This is a genomic window from Marinospirillum alkalitolerans, assembly GCF_045055655.1.
GTDB classification, from domain to species: domain Bacteria; phylum Pseudomonadota; class Gammaproteobacteria; order Pseudomonadales; family Halomonadaceae; genus Marinospirillum; species Marinospirillum alkalitolerans.
In genome coordinates this window covers 382,749-403,182 of the sequence record NZ_JBANFI010000002.1, presented here as the reverse complement: position 1 = coordinate 403,182, position 20,434 = coordinate 382,749, and the positions used below count along the sequence as shown (strand labels likewise).

General features: G+C 51.6%; 17 protein-coding genes. 4 read left to right on the top strand and 13 right to left on the bottom strand.

Annotated elements, in window-relative coordinates; all coding sequences use genetic code 11:
- Window positions 1-61: 61 nt before the first annotated feature.
- From atpB to rpmH, 10 genes are all read right to left on the bottom strand, one after another.
- Complete coding sequence (atpB, locus tag V6U78_RS04830; protein WP_405337897.1) at window positions 62-898, bottom strand: F0F1 ATP synthase subunit A; 837 nt, start codon at window positions 896-898, stop codon at window positions 62-64.
- 27 nt (window positions 899-925) lie between these two features.
- Entirely contained in the window at window positions 926-1,294 is a 369-nt protein-coding gene (locus V6U78_RS04825) for an ATP synthase subunit I (RefSeq protein WP_405337894.1), read from the bottom strand.
- Window positions 1,295-1,443: 149 nt separating this feature from the next.
- Window positions 1,444-2,319: a ParB/RepB/Spo0J family partition protein gene (locus V6U78_RS04820; RefSeq protein WP_405337891.1), complete on the bottom strand. Its 876-nt coding sequence runs from the start codon at window positions 2,317-2,319 to the stop codon at window positions 1,444-1,446.
- Window positions 2,320-2,361: 42 nt separating this feature from the next.
- Window positions 2,362-3,147: a ParA family protein gene (locus V6U78_RS04815; protein ID WP_405337888.1), complete on the bottom strand. Its 786-nt coding sequence runs from the start codon at window positions 3,145-3,147 to the stop codon at window positions 2,362-2,364.
- Window positions 3,148-3,159: 12 nt separating this feature from the next.
- Complete coding sequence (gene rsmG, locus V6U78_RS04810) at window positions 3,160-3,807, bottom strand: 16S rRNA (guanine(527)-N(7))-methyltransferase RsmG (RefSeq protein ID WP_405337885.1); 648 nt, start codon at window positions 3,805-3,807, stop codon at window positions 3,160-3,162.
- The gene (gene mnmG, locus V6U78_RS04805) at window positions 3,804-5,705 is read right to left on the bottom strand and encodes a tRNA uridine-5-carboxymethylaminomethyl(34) synthesis enzyme MnmG (protein ID WP_405337882.1); all 1,902 of its coding nucleotides are present in this window, start codon (window positions 5,703-5,705) and stop codon (window positions 3,804-3,806) included. Before mnmG ends, rsmG begins: the two co-directional genes overlap by 4 nt.
- A 450-nt stretch (window positions 5,706-6,155) precedes the next feature.
- Entirely contained in the window at window positions 6,156-7,517 is a 1,362-nt protein-coding gene (gene mnmE / locus V6U78_RS04800) for a tRNA uridine-5-carboxymethylaminomethyl(34) synthesis GTPase MnmE (RefSeq protein ID WP_405337879.1), read from the bottom strand.
- Window positions 7,518-7,598: 81 nt separating this feature from the next.
- The gene (gene yidC / locus V6U78_RS04795; RefSeq protein ID WP_405337876.1) at window positions 7,599-9,257 is read right to left on the bottom strand and encodes a membrane protein insertase YidC; all 1,659 of its coding nucleotides are present in this window, start codon (window positions 9,255-9,257) and stop codon (window positions 7,599-7,601) included.
- Window positions 9,258-9,261: 4 nt separating this feature from the next.
- Complete coding sequence (gene rnpA, locus V6U78_RS04790; RefSeq protein WP_405337873.1) at window positions 9,262-9,660, bottom strand: ribonuclease P protein component; 399 nt, start codon at window positions 9,658-9,660, stop codon at window positions 9,262-9,264.
- Window positions 9,661-9,675: 15 nt separating this feature from the next.
- Window positions 9,676-9,810 (bottom strand): 50S ribosomal protein L34, encoded by a 135-nt coding sequence (gene rpmH, locus V6U78_RS04785; RefSeq protein WP_405337870.1) that lies wholly within the window; start codon window positions 9,808-9,810, stop codon window positions 9,676-9,678.
- 570 nt (window positions 9,811-10,380) lie between these two features.
- Between rpmH and dnaA the strand changes: the two genes are divergently transcribed.
- From dnaA to gyrB, 4 genes are all read left to right on the top strand, one after another.
- Window positions 10,381-11,859, top strand: a complete 1,479-nt coding sequence (gene dnaA / locus V6U78_RS04780) for a chromosomal replication initiator protein DnaA (RefSeq protein WP_405337867.1) — start codon at window positions 10,381-10,383, stop codon at window positions 11,857-11,859.
- A 79-nt stretch (window positions 11,860-11,938) separates the two neighbouring features.
- The gene (gene dnaN / locus V6U78_RS04775; protein ID WP_405337864.1) at window positions 11,939-13,051 is read left to right on the top strand and encodes a DNA polymerase III subunit beta; all 1,113 of its coding nucleotides are present in this window, start codon (window positions 11,939-11,941) and stop codon (window positions 13,049-13,051) included.
- 31 nt (window positions 13,052-13,082) lie between these two features.
- A complete protein-coding gene (gene recF, locus V6U78_RS04770) occupies window positions 13,083-14,195 on the top strand; it encodes a DNA replication/repair protein RecF (protein WP_405337861.1) in 1,113 nt (370 codons plus the stop codon).
- 28 nt (window positions 14,196-14,223) lie between these two features.
- The gene (gene gyrB, locus V6U78_RS04765; RefSeq protein ID WP_405337858.1) at window positions 14,224-16,644 is read left to right on the top strand and encodes a DNA topoisomerase (ATP-hydrolyzing) subunit B; all 2,421 of its coding nucleotides are present in this window, start codon (window positions 14,224-14,226) and stop codon (window positions 16,642-16,644) included.
- Window positions 16,645-16,754: 110 nt separating this feature from the next.
- Here gyrB and gmhB read toward each other — a convergent pair whose 3' ends face one another.
- From gmhB to glyQ, 3 genes are all read right to left on the bottom strand, one after another.
- Window positions 16,755-17,300, bottom strand: coding sequence for a D-glycero-beta-D-manno-heptose 1,7-bisphosphate 7-phosphatase (gmhB, locus tag V6U78_RS04760; protein WP_405337855.1), 546 nt, complete (start codon window positions 17,298-17,300; stop codon window positions 16,755-16,757).
- 65 nt (window positions 17,301-17,365) lie between these two features.
- On the bottom strand, window positions 17,366-19,438 hold the full coding sequence (gene glyS, locus V6U78_RS04755) for a glycine--tRNA ligase subunit beta (protein ID WP_405337852.1): 2,073 nt from the start codon (window positions 19,436-19,438) through the stop codon (window positions 17,366-17,368).
- The gene (gene glyQ / locus V6U78_RS04750) at window positions 19,438-20,427 is read right to left on the bottom strand and encodes a glycine--tRNA ligase subunit alpha (RefSeq protein WP_405337849.1); all 990 of its coding nucleotides are present in this window, start codon (window positions 20,425-20,427) and stop codon (window positions 19,438-19,440) included. Before glyQ ends, glyS begins: the two co-directional genes overlap by 1 nt.
- Between the last annotated feature and the right edge of the window lie 7 nt (window positions 20,428-20,434).

Below are 20,434 nucleotides of genomic sequence, written 5' to 3'. Positions count from 1 at the left end.
GTTGAAATTTACTGCTAAATGTTGGCCTTTCACACCTTAATTTGGCATGAAAGGCACAAGATTAGTGGTCTTCGTGTGCTGCGCTCAAGTAAACGATCGTCAGCACCATGAAGATAAAGGCTTGCAAAGGAATGACCAGCAGGTGGAAAACAGCCCAAACCCACTGCATACCTACACCAAGGATGGCCATAATCCAGCCTGCGCCGAAGGTCAAGGCGATCAGAATAAAGACCACCTCACCAGCATACATGTTACCAAACAAACGCAGGGCAAGAGTAACAGGTTTAGTCAGCAGACCCAGCACCTCAAGGAAGAGGTTGAAGGGAATGAACAACCAATGATTAAAAGGTGTGAAGGACAGTTCTTTAAGGAAGCCAAATCCACCTTTCACCTTGATGCTGTAGAAGATAATCAGGAAGAACACACCCAAGGACAGACCAAAAGTGGCATTAGGATCAGTTGTCGGGACGATCTTGAAATAGTTCACCAGACCGGTCGCCATGGCCAACTCAGGAATCCAATCCACAGGCAACCATTTGAGGCTGTTCATCAGGAAGATCCACACGAAAATCGTCAGTGCCAGCGGAGCAATCACCGGATTACGACCGTGGAAGGTTTGCTTCACCATGTTTTCGACGAACTCAAAGCACATCTCAACAAAGTTTTGCAATCCACCTGGAACACCAGAGGTTGCGGCATTCGCTGCTTTCTTAAAAACAAACAAGAAGAGCACACCCATCAGGATAGACCAAAGCATGGTATCCACATGGATAGACCAAAAACCCATCTCAACGGCTTGGCTGCTTTTTTCTGCCAGCATCCAACCATGTTCAGGATGTTTTCCAAATGTCAGGTTTGACAAGTGGTGCTGTATGTATTCTACAGGTGTATCTGCCATGATCAGCCTCGATCTGTTAGTGCAGCATCAGGATCGCATTAGCGTTGGTGCTAACCAATGAACCGAGATGACTGCGATGTAAGCACATAATAGGGAAATAGGGTTTGAGGGTTGCACTAGCGCAAAAACCACGACGAATAATGCAAACGTCAAACCAAACTTCACGGCGGCACCGAGTAAAAGCAACTGCACCGCTTGCTGCACTTTTCTTGCACCACGATGTCTGAACACCAGCAGGGCAAAAAAAATCTGGGGCACTATGGCGATGACGCCACCCCAGAATGCGGAGAGGCCACTCCCAGGCCAAAACCACTCTGCCCCAATCACAACGAGGCTTCCAACAAGGACTTGTCCTGCAATCAGCTTTCTAAAAGGCGGCAGGGGTACAGCAGCCATATTTTTCTTACCTTCTAGGACACTGAAATTGTAGACAGCCATGCTTAGCAGGGCTTGGATTATAGAGATTTCGCTATCTCTGTTCAACAATAAGCGCTGTCTGTCGAGTCAAATAAGACCAAGGTGCAAGATCCTGTTATTTTGCTACCTCAGCCAGCCTCAATTCGCCAGCGATTGAGTATCCCATCTAGCTCATCCAAGCTGGAGTAACCAATTTCTAAGCGTCCCTTACCCTTCGCGGAATGATGAATTTTGACCGGTGCGCCGATCAAGGCTTGGAGCTTTTCTTCAAGCCGCTGGATATCTGGATCTTTTGCCTTCTGGCTCGGCTCGTCGCGATTCGGTTGTGCCCATTTTTTAACCAAACTTTCAGTCTGACGTACCGATAAACCCTGTGCGACCACCTGACGCGCTGCTTGACACTGATCCTGAGCCTCTAAACTCAGTAAGGCTCGCGCATGCCCCATCTCAAGATCGCCATGCTCTAAAAGAATGCGTACCTCTGGATGCAGCTGGAGCAAGCGCAGCAAATTACTGATACCACTGCGTGATTTACCAACGGCTTCGGCAACCTGCTGCTGGGTCAGACTGAATTCTTTTTGCAACCTTTGCAGCGCGATGGCTTCTTCAATCGGGTTAAGATCTTCACGCTGTAAATTTTCGATCAGGGCCAAGGCCACCACATCCCGATCTTCTGCTTCACGGATCAGACAGGGGACCTTCTCCAGTTGCGCCAGTTGCGCAGCGCGCCAACGCCTTTCTCCAGCAATAATCTCGTAGCGATCTGGCCCAAGATGGCGCACCAGAATCGGCTGCATAATCCCTTGTTGGCGAATCGATGCCGCCAGCTCTTCCAAGGCCTCGCTGTGCATATCTCGCCGAGGCTGATATTGGCCTGGCTGTAAAAACTCGATCGGGAGCTGAACCAGCTGCTCCTGCTCTGTCGTGGCTAAAGGCGCTTCAGGTGATTTGGCCGCACCAAGCAAGGCATCCAGGCCACGACCTAATCCACGTTTCTTTGCCATATTCATCTATCTAGGTGACCTTTTTGTGAAAGAGAAAAACGATTAATTCACGGCTGGAGCCGCTGCCGCTGATTTACGTAGTAGCTCACCGGCGAGAGCCAGATAGGCCAAGCTCCCTTTGGATTTCGGATCATAACTTAACACGGGCACACCATAGCTTGGCGCTTCGGCAAGGCGAATATTGCGCGGAATCACTGTGCCCAGTACCCGCTGATCAAAATGGGCGATCAGTTGCGCGGACACATCTTTAGTCAAGCTATTACGTGGATCATACATGGTGCGCAGGATACCCGTGATTTGTAAACCCGGATTGACAGAAAGTGCAACACGCTCAAGGGTTTCCATCAGCGAGGCCAAGCCTTCTAAAGCGTAAAACTCGCACTGTACAGGCACCAGTACACCACGCGCTGCGGTTAAGGCATTCAAGGTGAGTAGATTCAGCGAGGGCGGGCAATCAATCAGAATAAAATCATACTGGGCTTCAAGACTTGCTAAGGCTTGGCTAAGACGTCGCTCGCGCTGCGGCTGATCGATCAGTGCAATTTCTGCGCCCGCCAGATCAACATTGGCGGGCAGCAGATCATAGCCTGCGGGGTCGGTCTTCAACACGGCTGCACTGGCAGCAACCTCAGCTAAAAGTACATCGTAAAGGGAATGCTGGAGCGATTTTTTATCCACACCGCTGCCTAGCGTAGCATGTCCCTGTGGGTCCATATCGACGAGCAGCACTTTACGCTTAGTCGCCACAAGCGACGCCGCGAGGTTGATACAGGTGGTTGTTTTACCCACACCCCCCTTCTGGTTGGTTACGGCAAAAATCTGCGTCACAGCGAGTGTCCTTTAAGTTGTTTGCCTCTGGATAATCAACAGGTGCCTTTGTGCGCTTTCACCGGGTACTTGCAGGCTATGCGATTCAGCCAGAGCAAAGCCTGCGGGTAAGGCCGCCAGTTCTTCTTCTGGCCACTGGCCTTTCATCGCCAGCCAGCGAGCATCCTCAGTCGCTAGCTCTTCTGTCCACTGAATAAAATCCTGCAAGCTGGCAAAGGCACGGCTCACAATCTGAGGGCTTTTGGCCAAGGGCTGGTGCTCTTCTACGCGCACTTGTGTCACATCAAAGTGATCAAGCTGTAAAGCGGCTTTGACTTGCACCTGAAAACGCACCTTTTTGCCATTCGAATCCACTGATCTGACTTGCAGATCAGGACGCATAATCGCGATCGGAATCGAGGGCAAGCCTGCGCCAGACCCCACATCCAGCAGCTCACCCGCTGCGATATAGGGCAACAGACTCAGACTATCCAGCAGATGCCGTACCACCATCTCTTGTGGATCACGCACGGCAGTGAGGTTATAGGCTTGGTTCCATTTCGACAAGAGGGCAAGATAACTGATCAGTTGATCGAGCTGTTGATCACTGGCTTCTTGCTGAAGATCCATCATCCCTTGTGCTAGCTGCTGTCGCAGCGCGTCTTGATCCCAGCCCTTCATAGCGCTGACTCAGCTGAATGGTTGGCTGCCAGACTACGCTTTTTCAGATGTATCAACAGCATCGAAAGCGCCGCTGGGGTCACACCAGGAATCCGCCGTGCTTGGCCAAGGGTTTCTGGATGCTGCTGAATCAGCTTATTCTTGATTTCGTTCGATAAGCCATCCACCTGTGCATAATCCAAATCTGCAGGAAGGCGCGTTTGCTCTTCTTTACGCAGCTTTTCAATCTCCAAGGCTTGGCGCTCGATATAGCCAGCATATTTGATCTGAGTTTGGACCTGATCTTGTACCGCTGGATCTTCAACCGCCTCCCCTGCGGCCCAAGGGGCCAGATCGGCATACTCCAGCTCAGGGCGGCGCAGGAGATCTTCCAAGCTATGTTCACGTGTTAAAGGCTGGCTGAGTCGCGCGGCTAAGGCTTGAGCGGCCTCGCTTTTGGGCTGGATCCACGTGGCTTTGAAACGCGCTTTTTCAGCCTCGATCGCCTCACGCTTTTTCTCAAAAGCGGCCCAACGCTGGTCATCCACCAAGCCCAAGGCGCGGCCTTGTTCTGTCAGGCGCAAATCCGCATTGTCTTCACGCAGCAGTAAACGATATTCAGCGCGTGAGGTGAACATGCGATAAGGCTCGCTGGTACCCAGAGTAATCAAATCATCGACGAGAACACCAAGATAGGCCTCATCGCGACGTAGACTCCAGGCCTCTTTATCCTGCGCACGCAATGCAGCATTGGTGCCTGCAAGTAGCCCTTGTGCGGCGGCCTCTTCATAGCCAGTGGTGCCATTAATCTGCCCTGCAAAGAAGAGGTTATGAATCAACTTGGTCTCAAGGCTGGCTTTTAAATCCTGTGGATTAAAGTAGTCGTACTCGATGGCATAACCAGGACGCGTAATGTGCGCCTGCTCTAAACCACGAATACTGCGCACCAGATCCAACTGCACATCAAAGGGCAAAGAGGTAGAAATGCCATTTGGGTAGAGTTCATGGGTCGTTAACCCTTCAGGCTCAATAAAGACCTGATGGCTGGATTTATCGGCAAAGCGATGGATCTTGTCTTCGATCGAAGGGCAGTAGCGTGGCCCTATGCCTTCGATGACACCTGAGTACATCGGTGAGCGATCTAGATTCTGGCGAATGATCTCATGCGTGCGCTCATTGGTATGGGTGATATAACAGCTGATCTGCTGGGGATGTTGCTCAACTGAGCCCATAAAAGACATCACTGGCAGAGGTTGATCACCCGGCTGAGCTTCCATGACTGAAAAGTCGACACTGCGTGCATCGATACGCGGCGGCGTTCCAGTTTTGAGGCGGCCGATACGGAAGGGACGCTCACGTAATCGGTGAGACAAGGCTTGAGCGGGGGGATCACCAGCGCGTCCACCTGAATAATGATTCATCCCCACATGAATCAATCCACCAAGGAAGGTTCCTGCGGTAAGCACCACGCTGGTGGCATAAAAGCGAATACCGGCTTGAGTGACCGCACCAGTGACTTGATCACCTTCAATGATTAAATCATCCACAGCCTGTTGAAAGATCGACAAGTTAGGCTGGTTTTCAAGAATATGGCGAATCGCGGCCTTGTAAAGAATCCGATCAGCCTGTGCCCGTGTGGCGCGCACAGCAGGGCCTTTACGCGAATTCAAAACACGGAATTGGATACCGGCTTGATCTGTGGCCAGTGCCATCGCACCACCCAGCGCATCGACTTCGCGCACAAGATGGCTTTTCCCTATGCCGCCAATGGCGGGGTTACATGACATCTGGCCCAGCGTCTCAACATTATGCGTTAAGAGCAGGGTTTGACAGCCCATACGTGCAGCAGCCAAAGCGGCTTCCGTTCCAGCATGACCACCACCGATGACAAGAACATCAAAACGGGTTGGATAATCCACAAGCACACCTCAAGCAAAAAGACCAAGCAAACGGCTAAGTATAACTGCACAAGGGGGAGGAGCGACACAAAAATAGATTTATCCCCATCCACAATAACTGTAACAAGATTAATTAAAAGATATTTATTATTGTTATTACTAGTGTGGACAATTTATGTGGATAAGTGATCTGAAGGCCGATCAGAAAAGCCTTTGCGTATTGAATAACTTGAGGGGTAAGTCACCAGTAAGATGTGTGCTGGCTGCATTGAGCCTGTGGATAAAGCGATCTTTTACCCACAGACCCTTTCTACTCACCTCTTGGTCACCTGCTTGTACCTAGGTTAGATGACCAAGTATACACAGCCTGCAATGAGCTTAAAGGCGATTCACCCGCAAAAAAAGCGGCCCTCTCAACAGAAGAGGGCCGCTAGTGCGCCATAGCGATGTTTGTGGTCACTCAGAAATGCGTTATTTGCCGATGCAGAATTCACCAAAGATTTTGCCGAGCAGATCATCGGCACTAAAAGCTCCCGTCACACTATTGAGTGCTTCTTGCGCTGCACGCAGGTCTTCTGCCAGCAGTTCGCCTGCTCCTGCACCCTGTAGCTGTAACTGACCTTGAAGCAAAGCCTGATGGGCTTGCTGGAGCGCGATCAGGTGACGCCGCCGCGCTGAAAATCCACCTTCCGTCGTGCCCTGATAGCCCATAACCTGTTTGAGATGCTGCTTTAAATCATCCACACCCTGTTGATGCTTGGCTGCGATACGAATCACCGGTGGGCTTGTGGATAAATCAGATTCAGCGGCCTCTCCACTGAGATCGATCTTGTTGCGTACCAGCGTCAGACGCTCTGGATGAGGAAGACGCTGAACAAACTCCGGCCAGATCTCTTCTGGATGAAGGCTCGATGTGGTTTGTGCATCAACCAACAACAGAATGCGATCCGCTTTTTCGATTTCTTGCCAAGCGCGTGCAACACCTAGCTGCTCAACCTGATCCGCTGTTTCGCGTAGGCCAGCGGTATCAATAATATGCAGCGGCATCCCATCTAGATGAATCTGCTCACGCAAGACATCGCGGGTGGTGCCGGCAATATCAGTCACCAGCGCACGTTCCTGACCGGCCAAGGCATTCATTAAGCTGGATTTACCCGCATTGGGGCGTCCTGCCAGCACCACGTTCATGCCTTCTCTGAGCAGGCAACCCTGCTGCGCCTCATGCTGAATCGTTTCAAGCTGAGCTAATAAGCCTTCGAGCTGGCCCTGCACATGGCCATCGCTGATAAAGTCGATTTCCTCTTCAGGGAAGTCGATGGCGGCTTCCACATACATGCGTAGCTGAATCAACCCATCGACCAGCTGATGAATCTTGTGCGAGAACACGCCTTGCAAGGATTTGAGCGCATTTTCTGCTGCCTGCTGAGAGGTGGCATCAATCAGATCCGCGATGGCTTCGGCCTGGGCTAAATCCAGCTTATCGTTGAGAAAGGCCCGCTGACTGAATTCACCTGGCTCAGCCAAGCGCACGCCTTGTGCAATTAAAGCCATCAGCAAGCGATCGAGTAAAACAGGGCCACCGTGGCCCTGAAACTCCAGTACATCCTCACCGGTGAAAGAATGCGGACCAGGAAAGAAAAGCGCGATGCCCTCATCCAGCAGCAGCCCTTCTGGGCTCTTAAAAGGGCCATAGTGAGCATAGCGAGCGGGCGGAAGACGTCCAAGGAATTGCTGCGCCAAGCGCGCGCACAGCGGGCCTGAGACACGCACTATACCGACACCACCACGTCCTGGGGCTGTGGCAATTGCTGCAATCGTATCTTGAGTGGTCATAAAAATCTCCGGGGTGTGGATAACAAAACCCCCTCATGGTGAGGGGGTCCTGTTTACTTTATCCACAGCCTGAATGCAGAGTTAACTTTTGGCTGTTTTTAAGGCTTCTTCTTTCTCTATCTTGTGCGTGATATACCACTGCTGCAAAATCGACAGCAGGTTATTCACCAACCAGTAGAGTACCAGACCCGCTGGGAAGAACAGGAAGAAGAAGGTAAAGATAATGGGCAGCATCTTCATGATCTTCGCCTGCATGGGATCTGGCGGTGTGGGGTTCAACAACTGCTGCAAGTACATCGAGACGCCCATCAGAATCGGCAGCACGAAGTAGGGGTCTTTCATCGACAGGTCAGCGATCCAGAGCATAAAGGGCGCATGACGCAGTTCAACAGATTCAAGCAGCATCCAGTAAAGTGCGATAAAGACCGGCATCTGCACCAAAATCGGCAGACAGCCACCCATCGGATTAATCTTCTCTTTGCGGTATAACTCCATCATCGCCTGAGACAATTTCTGGCGATCATCCCCAGCTTCTTCTTTGATCCGCTGTAGCTTAGGTGCGACACGACGCATGTTCGCCATCGAGCGATAAGCTGTTGCCGACAGTTTAAAGAAGGCCAGTTTGATGACCAAGGTGACCAGAATAATCGCCACACCCCAGTTACCGACAAAGCCATAGAACCAGTCTAGGAGCCAGAAAAGTGGCTGCGCGATAAACCACAACCAACCGTAATCCACCGTTAAATCAAGATGCTGAGCGACCTGCTTCATTTCGCTCTGTACCTTGGGGCCGATAAAGGTCTGTGCTGCTAGGGTCAGGCTTTGGCCGGGGGCTAGAAGCTGCTCTTGTCCACGAAAGCCAATAATATTGTTGCCTTGGCGGTCCGCTCGCGAGCTAAACAGGCTGGTTTCATTCGGTTCAGGAATCCAGGCACTGATAAAATAGTGCTGCAGCATGGCGGCCCAGCCACCCTGAGAAGACTCACGGAAGCTTTCACGCTGAATATCGCTGAAGCTGACTTTTTGGTAGCGGGTTTCTTGTGTTGAAAAGGCGCCGCCCAAATAAGCACTCATCCCCAAGAATTCACCCTGACTTGGATCAGGGCTAGAGTCGCGCTTGATTAAGCCAACAAAACTGGGCTGGAAGGCTTGATCAGTGGTGTTGTTCAGCTCATAGCGCACATCAATCAAGTGGCTTTGACGCGTAAAGGTAAAGATTTTAGCCACTTCAACGCCATTCACTTCACCGCGCATGACCACTTCAAGCTGATCATCGCCATCTTGCATGATGTATTCATACTGCTCAGGAACCAGCTGCACCCGCTGTTGATTACCCAAGCCACTGACATCACTTTGCACGATATAGTGGCGCAAATCATCATCTTGCAGCAGAACAAAAGGATCATCTGAATTGAGACGAGCACGATGTTGCAACAACGCGGCAAAAACGATATCGCCACCGCGCGTGTTAATACGCACATCAAGAGTATCAGTCGCGACACGCACCAGACGCTGTTGCTGCTGCAAAGAGGTCTGCACGTCCTGAGTTTGAGGAGCGCTGAATGCCAGAATGCTGTCATCGGTTGCTGCATCACCCTGAGCAAGATCAGGTGTGATCTGATGGATATCAGGTGCTCGCACCTGAACTTCAGTCTGGTGATAGTCTTGGTTCCACTGAATAATCAGTAGATAGGCGACTAGCGCCAGGGAGGAAAAGAGCACTATGCGTTTTACGTCCATGGGATCACTGCCGCTTAGTTGTTCGTGAATGAGGTTGTTGAGCATACCCAACACGGCGCGCAAGTTGCTGCCATGCTTTGATCAACTCTTGTGCGAGCTGTGCATCAGGCTGTTGCCGATTAACGCTTTTGGTTGCGAGGACAACTAAGTCGAGGAGAGGGATAGCTTGCTGGTGGGTGCGAAAGGATTCACGAAAAATCCGTTTTACACGGTTGCGTTGTACGGCCAGACGCAGATTTTTCTTGGCAAAGACAAATCCAATTCGTGACTCAGGTGTTCTTGCCGGCGTTGCGAGTAGCAGATAGCCACAACAAAAGGCTTTATGCTGGGTATGATCGAAAACGTAACGGAAATCCCCGGGAGTGAGGAGTCTCTTGGACCGGGGAAAACCGCAGTTTTTCATAATGAAAAATCAAGCTTAAGCGCAGAGCTTCTTGCGGCCTTTGGCACGACGGCGAGCCAAAACTTGGCGACCATTTTTAGTAGCCATACGAGCACGGAAGCCGTGGTTACGCTTGCGCTTGAGAACGCTGGGTTGAAATGTACGTTTCATGTTTGCTGTCCACAGACTGAGGTAATGGATTTGGAATCGGCGATTCTAGTGAATTTCTTTGCCCAAAGCAATGATTTCTCGTCGTGATGCGACTTGTCGGCTTCTTTTCTGAGCTGAGCCTTCTCAAAAAAGCACCATCGACAAGAAGGAGTCAATAAAGAATAAAAATAAGAAGAATATAAAGACGATGATTATTGTTATTACTAGAAGGCTTCTAAAGGTGTATTTTTTCTAAAAAGCTTTATTTTTCATATGCTTGTGTGATTCTAAACTAAGGGTATAAAGGCAACATAAGAGATGAACAAAATGCGTGCAGCATGTGGATAAATACTTGTTTTATGCACAGGCTCCTTTCTTGCTCAGTTTATGCAGGACTTGTCGGCGCTGTTTGCGCTTCTTTATACACACACTGCAGGATTTTCTTTTTCAGCAGGTGTCGCTTTATTTTGACTTGATAATCAAGGCTAGGGCGACAAAAAAGCGCCACTGGGCCAGCACCGACTCTTTTCTCGCTGTGGATAACTTAGCTCTAAAAAGTTAGAATAGCTGGGTCTATTGAGGAGCTAACCTGTGTCAGTTGAAGAACTTTGGAGCCAATGCCAAAAGGTGCTCGAAAACGAGCTGGCCGCGAATCTGGTCGCCACCTGGATTCGTCCTTTACAGCCGGTCATAGAAGGCCGTGTGCTGACTCTTCTTGCGCCAAACCAATTTGTGAAACGCTGGGTCGCTGAAAAGTATCTCAGCCGCATTCAGGAATTAATGCGTGAACTCTCTGGTGCGCAGATCCAGCAGGTGCAGCTGGGTGTGGGCAGTCGTCAGGTGGCTGTGGCCAAGGTGACAACGCCCGCTCCAAGCCTGCCCACTCCGGCGCGTCAGCCCTCTGCGCTGGCAGACTATGGGCATACCCTGACAGATCTGGCTGGAGAAATCGGTACAGGTCTAGAAAGCCAAGCAGAAGAGCCTGCCCCCGAGGCAGCCAAGCTAGACAAAAAGCCGCGTGCTCAGGTGCAGGTAGAAGGAGGGATCAAGCATCCTTCTACACTCAATCCCATGCATACCTTTGATACTCTGGTAGAAGGTAAGTCGAACCAGCTGGCCCGTGCGGCTTCTTTTCAGGTGGCCGAAAATCCAGGTGGTGCCTATAACCCGCTCTTTATCTATGGTGGTGTAGGCTTGGGTAAAACCCACTTAATGCATGCCGTGGGTAACCAGATTCTTAAACAAAATCCGAATGCCAAGGTGGTGTACCTCAACTCTGAGCGCTTTGTGCAGGATATGGTCAAGGCCTTGCAGCTGAACGCGATCAATGAGTTCAAGCGCTATTACCGCAGTTTGGATGCCTTGTTGATCGATGATATCCAGTTCTTTATTGGCAAAGAGCGCTCTCAGGAAGAATTCTTCCATACTTTCAATGCCTTACTTGAAGGTGGCCAGCAGATCATCCTGACTTCAGATCGCTATCCAAAAGAAATTGGTGTTGAAGAGCGCTTGAAAAGTCGTTTTGGTTGGGGATTGACAGTCGCTATTGAACCTCCTGAGCTAGAACTGCGCGTGGCCATTTTGATGAAGAAGGCGGAGATGGCGAAGGTGGATCTCCCGCAAGATGTGGCCTTCTTTATTGCACAAAAGATTCGCTCCCATGTTCGTGATCTGGAAGGGGCGTTGAATCGTGTGATCGCGGATGCGCATTTCAAAGGGCAGCCCATCAGTGTTGAGTTGGTACGAGAGTCTTTGAAGGATCTGTTTGCTGTGCAGGATAAACAGGTGGGTGTGGATAACATACAACGCACCGTGGCAGAGTATTACAAGATCAAGATGGCGGATCTGCATTCCAAGCGACGTAATCGCTCGATTGCGCGACCCCGCCAGATGGCGATGGCGCTGGCAAAGGAACTTACCAATCATTCTCTACCTGAAATCGGTGATGCTTTTGGCGGTCGTGATCACACGACAGTGCTGCATGCCTGCCGCAAAATCGTTTCGTTGCAGGAAGAAAGTGCGGATATCCGCGAAGATTGGAAGAATCTGCTGCGCTTACTGACAAGTTAATAGCCTCTTATCCACAGGCTTATCTACATGAATACATCACGGTTAAACACCGATTAGCATCTATGATGGAAGGTCGATTATGAAATTCAGCGTTTCACGTGAAACACTTTTGCGCCCTTTAGGATTAATGGTCGGTGTCGTTGGGCGGCGCAATACCCTACCTATTCTGTCGCATATTCGTTTGGATGTGACGCCTGAAGGCTTGACGATTACCGGTCTGGATCTGGAGGTTGAGCTGATCTGGCGCTTGCATTTGGATCATCTCAGCTCGCCGGGCACGATTACTGTTCCAGCGAAAAAGCTCTCTGATATTTGCAAGTCTTTGCGTGATAATGCGCAAATTGAGTTTGAGGTTCAGGGTGACAAGGCGCTGGTGGTTTCGGGAGCGAGTCGCTTTACCCTGCAAACCCTGCCTTCTTCAGAGTTCCCCAGCATGCAGCTCAGCCCAGTCAGCCATCAGGTGAATCTACCGCAGAAGGTGCTGCGCTATTTGATTCACCGTAATGACTTTGCGATGGCCAGAGACGATATCCGTTATTACCTCAATGGCATGTATTTTGAGCTGAAAACAGGCCAGATGCGCGCTGTCGCGACTGACGGACACCGCCTCTCATTGGCGGATGCTCAAGTCCAGACACCAGAAATAGAAACTTCAAGCATGATCGTGCCAGGTAAGGCCGTCCATGATTTGGCGAAGCTCCTTGAAGACAGTGATGACATTATTGAGTTTATCTTTGGTGAGCAGCATTTTCAGGTGAATGCCGGTAGCTACACTTTTATCTCGAAACATATTGAAGGTCGCTACCCAGACTATGAGCGCGTGATTCCGCGTGAAGGTAATAAAGCACTGGTCTGCCCTCGCTTGGAGCTGCGCCAGATATTATCGCGGATCAGCATCCTCGCGAATGAGAAGTTCCAAGGTATCCGTCTGCTGCTTGAGCCAGGGTTGCTCACCTTAAAGGCCAGTAACTCTGAGCATGAGGAAGCCTCTGAAACGCTGGCCCTTGATTACCAAGGAGAGGCGCTCGAAATCAGCTTTAATGTCAGCTATCTGATTGATGTGATGGATAATATCGGTGATGAGATAGAGCAGATAGAGATGATTCTTTCCGATGCCAATTCCAGTGGTTTGATTCAAGCCCATGGTCAGCCTGCCACTGCCTTGTATGTGGTGATGCCGATGCGCCTCTAATGCCCATCTTGCGCACTCAGGTGACTTCTTTATGGCGCTAACCCGTCTTAAACTGACGGCCTTTCGTAATCTGCTCGATGCCGAGATCCGTCCGGCATCGGGTATCAATCTGTTGATTGGCATGAATGCGAGTGGCAAAACCTCTGTCCTCGAAGCCATCTATCTATTGAGTCTGGCCCGTTCATTTCGCAGTAAGCGCCTTAAAACGCTGATCCATCATGATGAAGGGGCCTTTACTGTTTTTGCTGAGTTTGCCCAGCCACAAACACAGATCAAAACAACCCTGGGTATTCAGCGCCAACAGCATGCCCCTGAGACAGAGATTCTGTTTCAAGGCCAAAAGCCGCAAGGTGTGGCTGAGTTGGCTCGCCACTTTCCTGTTCAGCTGATCAATCCAGATGCCTTTCGTCTTCTTGAAGGCAGTCCTAAAGATCGTCGCCAGTTTCTCGATTGGGGGGTCTTTCATACCCAACCCTTGTTTATGTCGGCTTGGCAGCGTTTTCAACGTGCGCTGCGGCAACGCAATAGTCTGCTCAGACATGCTAGAATAGATCCCCTTGAATTACGGCTCTGGGATCAGGAAGTCGCGACAACAGGCGAGTTGATTTCAACCCTGCGCGCTGAGTATTTGGACAGACTCAGACCGATCTTCTCCCAATTCTTGATGCGCCTGACCGAGCTGCAACAGATCGACATTCACTACCAACGGGGTTGGGATAAGCAGGTTGATCTCAGCAGCTATCTGGCCAGCGCTCTCGCTAAGGATAAAGAGCAGGGCTTCACCCAAGGGGGGCCACAGCGTGCTGAGTTGCGTGTAACGGCCTCAGGACGTCTGGCAGTGGATGTGCTCTCACGCGGTCAGCAAAAGTGTGTTGTGTCGGCCCTCAAGTTAGCACAAGGCGCACTGCTCGCTGAACAGACAGGGCAGCACTGCACTTATATTATTGATGATTTACCCGCTGAGCTGGATATCCAGCATCGGCAGCTTTTTTGTGAACTGCTTGAAGAGCAGAACACGCAGGTTTTTATTACTGCGGTGGAGGCTCAAGCCATGCAGCAAGATTGGAAGCATCCAGATCGCATGGCTTGGTTCCACGTGAAACATGGAAAGATCCAACCCACCCAATTCAGTTCGATCTCCTGAATATCTGGAGACATCATGGGAGTCAGCAATGAGCGAGAGTAATTCTTACAATTCATCGAGTATCAAGGTACTCAAAGGCCTAGATGCGGTGCGCAAGCGGCCGGGCATGTATATCGGTGATACTGATGATGGCACTGGCTTGCATCACATGGTGTTTGAGTTGGTTGATAACTCCATCGACGAGGCCCTGGCTGGTCACTGTAGTGAAGTGAAGGTGGTCATCCATCCTGACGAATCCGTTTCTGTTGCGGATGATGGGCGGGGTATGCCCACGGATATCCACGCAGAAGAGGGTATTTCTGCCGCAGAAGTCATCATGACGGTGCTCCACGCAGGAGGTAAGTTTGACGACAACACCTATAAGGTTTCAGGTGGCTTACACGGTGTGGGTGTCTCGGTGGTCAATGCCTTGTCAGAAGAACTCACCCTGACGATCTGGCGTAACCAGCAGATCCATGAGCAGGTGTATCGTCATGGTATTCCTGATGCACCCTTAGGCATTGTTGGACAAACCCAAAAAACAGGAACATTAGTACGTTTTCGCCCTTCACCAGAAACCTTCTCCAATATCGAATTTAGTTTTGATATTCTGGCTAAGCGCTTGCGTGAACTCTCCTTCTTAAACTCAGGTGTGCGCATTGTATTAACCGATGAGCGCAATGGCCGTGAAGAAGTCTTTCACTACGAAGGTGGTTTAAAGGCCTTTGTTGATCACCTCAACACCAACAAAACCACTTTGTGTAAAGCCTTCTATTTCAGCACGCAGCGAGAAGAAGATGGCGTCGGTGTTGAAGTGGCGATGCAATGGAATGATGGCTTCTCAGAAAACATTTTTTGCTACACCAACAACATTCCTCAGCGTGATGGCGGCACCCATTTGGCGGGCTTCCGTGGTGCGCTCACGCGATTGCTCAACCAGTATATCGAGCAAGAAGGCTTGGCAAAAAAAGCCAAGGTCGCGACTACAGGCGATGATGCCCGTGAAGGTCTGACGGCCATTGTGTCGGTCAAGGTGCCAGATCCCAAGTTCTCCTCACAAACCAAGGATAAGCTGGTCTCTTCTGAGGTGAAAACCGCTGTTGAGCAGGAAATGGGTAAGGCCTTTAGTGAGTACCTATTAGAGTGCCCACAAGAAGCCAAGATGATCGTCAATAAGATGATTGATGCTGCGCGCGCCCGCGAGGCTGCGCGTAAAGCACGCGAAATGACACGCCGCAAAGGGGCGCTGGATATCGCGGGCCTGCCGGGTAAACTGGCTGATTGCCAAGAAAAAGATCCTGCACTCTCCGAAATTTATCTGGTGGAGGGTGATTCGGCAGGTGGATCCGCCAAGCAGGGGCGTGATCGCAAAACGCAAGCCATTCTGCCGTTGAAGGGTAAAATCCTCAACGTTGAGAAGGCCCGTTTTGACAAGATGCTATCCTCCGCTGAGGTGGGTACCCTGATTACTGCATTGGGTTGCGGTATTGGTCGTGAAGAATTCAACCCAGATAAGCTGCGCTATCACTCCATCATTATCATGACCGATGCGGACGTGGATGGATCGCATATCCGTACACTGCTGCTGACCTTCTTCTTCCGTCAGACACTGGCGCTGATTGAGCGTGGTCATGTGTTTATTGCGCAGCCGCCGCTGTATAAGATTAAGCGCGGTAAGCATGAACAGTATCTGAAAGATGAGGCCGCACTTGATGAATATCTGATTCAGGCCGCGCTTGAAGGTGCTGCACTCTATGTCAATCCAGAAGCACCGGGTTTGATGGGTGAAGCGCTGCATCAGCTGGTGGAGCAGTATCGCAGCACGATGGCGCGGATTGAGCGCTTGGCTCAGGTCTATCCTGAGTTTGTGCTGACACAGATGATTGATACGCCAAGCCTCGATGTGACAGCGCTGAAAGAGCGTGCGCAGCTAGAAGCCTGGGTGAAGCTACTGGAAGAGCGAGTAGTTGTGGCGGCCAATGATGCCACCAAGGTCACCATGAGCATTGAAGAAGACACCGAGCGGGGTGTGTGGATTCCAGTCGCTGATGTTGTGGCGCATGGCGTGCCAACGCGCTATCGCTTCGGTGTGGATTTCTTCAAATCAGCCGACTATCGAGCCTTACGCCTGTTGGGTGAACAGCTGGATGGGCTGCTTGAAGAAGGTGCTTATATCGCCCGTGGTGAGCGTCAGCGTAGCGTCACGCGCTTTGCACAGGTGTTGGAATGGCTGATGATTGAAGCGCGTCGTGGTGTCAGCGTGCAGCGTTATAAGGGACTGGGCGAGATGAACCCAGACCAGCTCTGGGAAACCACCATGAACCCAGAAACCCGCAGGATGCTGCGCGTGACGATTGAAGACGCTGTGGCAGCGGATCAGATGTTTAACACGCTGATGGGTGATGAGGTTGAACCGCGTCGTCACTTTATCGAAAGCAACGCGCTGGCTGTTTCTAACCTAGATGTTTAAAAAGAGCCGCCGTTGATCAAAAAAACGCCCGAGAGTTCGGGCGTTTTTTTATGCTCGGCAGACTGAGATTCACCTGTTTGGTCTGCGTGGGCGAAACCTGCCACCCAATATCAAAGCTTGCCAGTGAGCAGACGCTCCGCCAGCTCAGCCAGATCTGCCACGACCAGCACTTCTTCCAAGCCCTCACCTGCGGCGAGGGTTTTCTCGCCCTTCCCTGTTCTGACCAGCACAGCTTGGCAGCCCATCGCCTGACCGGCTTGCAGATCTCTGAGCGCATCACCCACCATGACGGCACCGTTTAAATCCAGATCAAGGCGCTGGCTAATCTGTTCGAGCAAACCTGGCTCAGGCTTACGGCAGCGACAGCCTTCATCTGGGCCATGGGGGCACCAGGTGATCGCATGCAGATCACCTCCGGCTGCATGGATCAGATCCAGCATCTTGGCGTGTTGAGCATCAAGATCGGCTTGGGTGAACTTGCCACGTGCTAAGCCAGATTGGTTGGTGGCAATCGACAGCGTCCAACCTGCTTGATAGAGTTTGGCGATGGCTTCTATCGAGCCAGGGAGTGGGATCCACTCATCAGCATTTTTGACAAAGGCGTCTGAGTCCTGATTGATGACGCCGTCGCGGTCTAAAATCAAAATCTTCTTCATGGTGCTCATCAAAAGATCAATAAAAAAGAAGGGGGCACTTGTGGCCCCCTGAACCGGATGTGATCTCAGCCTTGCAGCTGAGCAATATCCGCCGTATGCAAAAAGAGGTTTTGCAAAGCGGCCAGTAGCGCTAAGCGGTTCTGGCGCAGAGCAGGATCTTCTGCCATCACCATCACCTGATCAAAGAACTGATCCACTGGCTCACGCAGACTGGCGAGCAGGTTGAGCGCAGCTTGGTAATCACCCTTGGCATAGCTGGGCGCGACTTCTATCTGCTTGATCGCGATCTGCTCAGCGAGGGTGATTTCAGCCGCTTCTGTCAGCAGCGCATTGTTAATCTGCAGGCTATGGATATCCAGCTCACTGGCTTGTTTGCTGAGGATATTGCTGACGCGCTTATTGGCGGCGGCCAGTGCACTGGCTTCGGCTCTTTCGCTAAAGCTGGCGACAGCCTGCACTCGGCGATCAAAGTCATAGGGGTGGGTCACACCACGCTGACGTACGGCGAGGAACAGCTCTGTTGCCAAACCCTGAGCCTGATACCAGGCGCGGAAGCGATCGAGCATATAATCCAGCAGTGATTGCTCCACTTGATCTGCCTGAGGCAGGTTCTGGTGTTGTGCCAGCGCCAGTTGAATCAGTTCTTTCAGATCTAGATCCAGCTGCTTGTGAACCAGAATATGCAGCACGCCCAAGGTCGCACGGCGCAGGGCGAAGGGGTCCTTCACGCCGCTGGGTTTTTGACCAATACCAAAGATGCCGGTCAAGGTATCCAAGCGATCTGCCAAGGCCAAGCAAATACCGGCGAGGGTAGCAGGCAAGGCATCACTGGCATTGCGCGGTAAATACTGCTCACGCAAGGCACGGCAAACTTCGGGGTTCTCGCCATCATGCAGCGCATAGGCTTCGCCCATCAGACCTTGCAGCTCAGGGAATTCGAGCACCATCTCGGTATTCAGATCGCACTTGCTCAGTTCAGCCGCGCGGGCAACGTGATCGGCATCGGCGCCAATGCGTTGCGCGATATGCAGTGCCAGTGCGCGAACACGGCGTGTCTTATCTGCCAGCGTACCCAGCTGTTGCTGAAAGACGACCTTTTCCAAGCCAGCCGCTCGATGCGCCAGTGGCGTTTTCTTATCTGTCTCAAAGAAGAAGGCTGCATCGGCAAGACGCGGACGAATCACCCGCTCATTTCCGAGAATCACGAGGCTGGGATTCTGGCTGTCGATATTGCTGATGGTGATAAAGCGGGGCAGCAGCTTGCCTTCTTCATCAATCAAGTGAAAGTACTTCTGATTGGCCTTCATCGATGAAATCAAGCAGGCATCGGGCACGGCCAGGAAGCCTTCATCAAAGCTACCTGTCAGCGCCACCGGCCATTCGACTAATCCGGTCACTTCATCCAGCAGATCAGGATCAATCACGGCCTCGCCTTGATGCTGCTCAGCTTGCGCCAGCACTTGGGTGCGAATCATCTCGCGGCGACGATCAAAGGAAGCGATGACATGCGCGGCTTCGAGCTGGGCTTCATAGTGAGCTGGCGAGCTTAGGGTGATGGCTTGGGGTGCGTGGAAGCGATGACCATAGGTGATCGCACCTGCCTGCAGACCAAACAGGCTCATCGGAACAACCTGCTCACCATGGAGCAAAACCAGCCAATGCACTGGGCGTGAAAACTCCTGCCGTGTTGCACCCCAGCGCATCCGCTTGGGAACAGGCAGCTGGTGGATGGCTTGGCTTAATAGCTCTGGCAGCAGGCTGGCCGTGCTCTGTCCGGCTTGTAGAGAACGATAGACCAACCAGCTGCCCTTATCTGTTTCGAGCTGTTCAAGCTGATCAACCGTGACGCCGCAGGAGGCAGCAAAGCCTTGTGCTGCCTTGGTTGGCTGTCCATCTTTAAAAGCAGCGGCAACAGCAGGGCCGCGACGTTCTATCGCCTGATCTGGTTGTTCGCTGGCCAGATCGTGAATCCGCAGGGCCAAACGGCGCGGCGTGGCAAAGGTCTGGCTGCTGCTAAAGGGAATGCCGGCTTCTTGCAGCGCGCTTTCGATCTGTTGCTGTAAAGATTGCGCCAGTGGCTGCAGCAAATGCGGTGGCAGTTCTTCACAGCCAAGTTCAAAGAGTAGATCCGCAGCCATTATGCTTTCTCCTTCTTAAGGGCTTTTTCGGCTTGGGCACGTTCTTCCTGTTCCCAGTGCTGAAGAACTTCATCCGCCAGATGCTGGGGTGCAAGCGGGAAGCCTAGCGCACGACGTGATTGGAAGTAGGCCAGTGCAACCTCACGCGCTAGGGTGCGAACACGCAGAATAAAACGCTGACGCTCAGTCACAGAAATAGCGTGGCGTGCATCTAACAGGTTAAAAGTATGCGAGGCCTTGAGGACCTGCTCATAGGCGGGCAGTGGCAGCTTGGCTTCTAATAGTGAAAGACAGGCTTTTTCGCACTGATCAAAGGTGGCAAACAGATAGGGCACATCGGCCTGCTCAAAGTTATAAGCACTCTGCTCGATCTCGTTTTGTAACCAGACATCGCCATAGGTCACGGGTTGACCCGAGGGGTCGAGTGTCCACACCAGATCATAGACGCTATCCACGCCTTGCAGGTACATCGCAATCCGCTCTAAGCCATAGGTGATTTCACCCGTAACTGGGTAGCATTCGATGCCGCCTGCTTGTTGGAAATAGGTGAATTGGGTGACTTCCATTCCATTTAGCCACACTTCCCAGCCAAGGCCCCAGGCGCCTAGCGTGGGTGATTCCCAGTTGTCTTCAACAAAGCGAATATCATGAACCAGTGGATCAATACCCAGCATTTTCAGCGAGCCAAGATAGAGTTCCTGAATCTTCTCAGGTGAGGGCTTCATGACCACCTGAAACTGGTAGTAGTGCTGCAAGCGATTGGGGTTTTCGCCATAGCGCCCATCAGTTGGGCGGCGTGAAGGCTGAACATAAGCGGCGTTCCAAGTTTCTGGACCGAGTGCGCGCAAGAAGGTGGCAGGATGGAAGGTGCCCGCGCCGACTTCCATATCCAGCGGTTGTAAAATCACGCAGCCTTGTTCGGCCCAGTAGTTTTGCAGAGCCAGAATGAGGCCCTGAAAAGTCGATGCATCCGGTGTTGACGGTTTCATAGTCAAA

Excerpts from the sequence above, each read along its gene's own strand:
- atpB (WP_405337897.1), bottom strand. The coding sequence starts at position 898 with ATGGCAGATACACCTGTAGAATACATACAGCACCACTTGTCAAACCTG.
- V6U78_RS04825 (WP_405337894.1), bottom strand. The coding sequence starts at position 1,294 with ATGGCTGCTGTACCCCTGCCGCCTTTTAGAAAGCTGATTGCAGGACAA.
- V6U78_RS04820 (WP_405337891.1), bottom strand. The coding sequence starts at position 2,319 with ATGGCAAAGAAACGTGGATTAGGTCGTGGCCTGGATGCCTTGCTTGGT.
- rsmG (WP_405337885.1), bottom strand. The coding sequence starts at position 3,807 with ATGAAGGGCTGGGATCAAGACGCGCTGCGACAGCAGCTAGCACAAGGG.
- mnmE (WP_405337879.1), bottom strand. The coding sequence starts at position 7,517 with ATGACCACTCAAGATACGATTGCAGCAATTGCCACAGCCCCAGGACGT.
- yidC (WP_405337876.1), bottom strand. The coding sequence starts at position 9,257 with ATGGACGTAAAACGCATAGTGCTCTTTTCCTCCCTGGCGCTAGTCGCC.
- rnpA (WP_405337873.1), bottom strand. The coding sequence starts at position 9,660 with ATGAAAAACTGCGGTTTTCCCCGGTCCAAGAGACTCCTCACTCCCGGG.
- rpmH (WP_405337870.1), bottom strand. The coding sequence starts at position 9,810 with ATGAAACGTACATTTCAACCCAGCGTTCTCAAGCGCAAGCGTAACCAC.
- dnaN (WP_405337864.1), top strand. The coding sequence starts at position 11,939 with ATGAAATTCAGCGTTTCACGTGAAACACTTTTGCGCCCTTTAGGATTA.
- recF (WP_405337861.1), top strand. The coding sequence starts at position 13,083 with ATGGCGCTAACCCGTCTTAAACTGACGGCCTTTCGTAATCTGCTCGAT.
- gyrB (WP_405337858.1), top strand. The coding sequence starts at position 14,224 with ATGAGCGAGAGTAATTCTTACAATTCATCGAGTATCAAGGTACTCAAA.
- gmhB (WP_405337855.1), bottom strand. The coding sequence starts at position 17,300 with ATGAAGAAGATTTTGATTTTAGACCGCGACGGCGTCATCAATCAGGAC.
- glyS (WP_405337852.1), bottom strand. The coding sequence starts at position 19,438 with ATGGCTGCGGATCTACTCTTTGAACTTGGCTGTGAAGAACTGCCACCG.
- glyQ (WP_405337849.1), bottom strand. The coding sequence starts at position 20,427 with ATGAAACCGTCAACACCGGATGCATCGACTTTTCAGGGCCTCATTCTG.